The sequence below is a fragment of the Dietzia sp. UBA5065 genome (assembly GCA_002415925.1).
Lineage (GTDB): Bacteria > Actinomycetota > Actinomycetes > Mycobacteriales > Mycobacteriaceae > Dietzia.
This window is the reverse complement of the sequence record DIAZ01000018.1, coordinates 39,190-41,704: the sequence shown is the minus strand read 5'-3', so window position 1 is coordinate 41,704 and position 2,515 is coordinate 39,190. Positions and strand designations below refer to the sequence as shown.

Here is a 2,515-nt window from a genome sequence, read left to right as displayed (position 1 = left end):
CCGATCGGCCTGGTGTCCAAGTCGGGCACCCTGACCTACCAGATGATGTACGAGCTCGCCGACTACGGCTTCTCGACCGCCATCGGCATCGGCGGCGACCCGATCATCGGCACCACGCACATCGACTGCATCGAGGCCTTCGAGAACGACCCGGAGACCAAGGTCATCGTGATGATCGGCGAGATCGGCGGCGACGCCGAGGAGCGTGCCGCCGACTACATCAAGGCCAACGTCACCAAGCCGGTCGTCGGCTACGTGGCCGGCTTCACGGCTCCCGAGGGCAAGACCATGGGCCACGCCGGCGCCATCGTCTCCGGCTCCGCGGGCACCGCGCAGGCCAAGCAGGAGGCCCTCGAGGCCGCCGGCGTCAAGGTCGGCAAGACGCCGTCCGCGACCGCCGCGCTCGCCAAGGAGATCCTCGACGCCATGTGACCCACCCGGTCACCGCACGCGGTTCGCGACCCCCCGTCATCCCCGGATGGCGGGGGGTCGCGGCGTGCCGGGGGTGCCCGGACCGGCCGGGTATCTACGGTGGCAGGGTGAGTCCTCCCCGTGTGATCCGGCCCGCCGCGAACCGTGCGCCCGCGGGGGCCCGGTCGTTGCTGTGGACGGCGGCCGCCGCGGCCCTTCCGGTCATCGTCACGGTGCTGGTCCTCGTCGCGCTCACCCTCGCGCTCCTGGTGTTCAGCGCGCGCGGGTTCGATTCCCTCTTCGCGGTGGTCGCCGTGGAATGGCTCGTCGTCAACAGGGTTCCGCTGACGGTGGACGCGGTGCCCCTCGGGTTCCTCCCGCTGCTGCCCCCGCTGCTCTACATGGCGGTGCTCGCGCGCCAGACCAGGGCGGTGCTGTCCGACATCGAGCAGCCGGGTCCACGGGAGGCCGGGGCCGCGGTGGCCGGCGTGACCGCGGCGGGGCTGCTCCTCACGGCGCTCGCCTCCCTGCTCGTGGGCTCGGCGGCGTCCGATTTCGCCGTGCGTGAGGCGTCCCTGCCGGTGGCCCTGCTCTGGACCGCGACGGTCGCCGTCGTCGGTTCCGGTCTGGGCGTGTGGCTGTACTTCCGACGGGACCTCCGCGAGATCCTGCCCCTGTGGGTGCGGGGTGGAATCCACCTCGGCACGGCCTTCGTCGCGGCCACCTGGGCGATCGGCACGCTCCTCGTGCTGGTCGGCCTGGTGGGGGCCTGGGAGCCGGTCGGGGCCGTGATGGAGATCGGCAAGGGCGTCGTGGGGACCGGGGCGCTGACCGCGATCTCGGTCGCGTACCTGCCCAACGTGGTGGTGGCCGCCGCGACCCTCGCCGTGGGTGGGGAGGCGCATCTGGGCGAGGCGTCCTACAGCGTGTTCGCGGTCTCGCGCGGGCCGATGCCCGAGGTGCCCCTCGCCGCCGCGCTGCCCACCACCGATCCGCACTGGGTGGTCCAGGGTCTGCTGCTGGTGACCGTGCTCGTCGCGGCGGCGCTCGCCCGGTCGGTCGCGCACTGGTTCCGGACCACGGCCGACGCCGTCAAGGCCTCCTGGTTGGGCGCCGTGATCGTCGCCGTGGTCATCTCGGTGAGCCCGGTCGTCGCGGGCGGCGAGCTCGGCGTCCTCGGCACCGTCGGCACCGGCTCGCTCATCGCGGCCGGGACCGCGCTGGCGTTGTTCGGCGTGATCGGATCGGCGACCATCGCGCTGTCGCTGGCCGGCCTCACGCGTCGGCGCGAGAAGGCGGCCAGCGACCTGGAGCGCCGACGGCGCAGGGCCGGGACCGCCGGCGGTGGGGAGCCCGACGAGGTCGGGGAGGGCCCCGCGCCCGTGGAGGAGTCCCTGTCCGAGCCCGATCGTGACGAGCCGGGTCATGACGAGCCGGGTCATGACGAGCCGGACGACCGCGAGCCCGACGACGACGAGGCCGCCGCTGATCGGCCCGAGCCCGTCGATGCGGGGGCGGGGGAGGCGGTCGAGGACCACGCGATCGACGTCGACGGCGGATCGTCCGACGCCCCGCCCGAGGAGCCGGTGCCGGGTGACGCGGTGCCCGGACGGGAGCCCGACGAGGCGCCCTCCGACCGCGCCGACGAGGACCCTGACGAGGACCCTGACGAGGCCCCCGGGGCCGCCGACTAGACTCCCCACAGTGTCCCGGGCATCCCCGGACACGGGGGTCGACGGGCAGGAGCAGAGGACGTGGTCAATGCCGAGTCCGTGGTCAGTGCCGAGTCCGTGGACCCCTGCCCCGTCGTGCTCCTGGCCTCCGGCGCCGGGACGCTCGCCCAGAGCGTGATCGACGCGGCCGGGGAGTCGGACAGCCCGTACCGCATCATCGCCCTGGTCTCGGACCGAGAGTGCGAGGCCGTCGCCCACGCCGGGCGGGTCGGCCTGCCGACGGTCGTGGTCCGGCCCGCCGATCACCCGGACCGGGCGGCCTGGGACCGCGAGCTGACCCGAGTCGTCCGCGAGTTCGCTCCCGACTGGGTGGTCTCGGCCGGATTCATGCGGATCCTCGGCGGAACCTTCCTCGGCGAGTTCCCCGGCCG

2 protein-coding genes and 1 pseudogene are annotated in these 2,515 nt (G+C 73.8%); all 3 read left to right on the top strand.

Annotated elements, in window-relative coordinates:
- A pseudogene (locus tag B4M60_RS01815) lies at positions 1–432 on the top strand (succinate--CoA ligase subunit alpha); the annotation flags it as partial.
- A gap of 107 nt (positions 433–539) precedes the next feature.
- Positions 540–2,105, top strand: coding sequence for a DUF6350 family protein (locus B4M60_RS01810; RefSeq protein WP_291079731.1), 1,566 nt, complete (start codon positions 540–542; stop codon positions 2,103–2,105).
- 60 nt (positions 2,106–2,165) lie between these two features.
- Positions 2,166–2,515, top strand: a 350-nt coding sequence (gene purN, locus B4M60_RS01805; protein WP_291079729.1) for a phosphoribosylglycinamide formyltransferase, incomplete at its 3' end; no start/stop codon positions are given.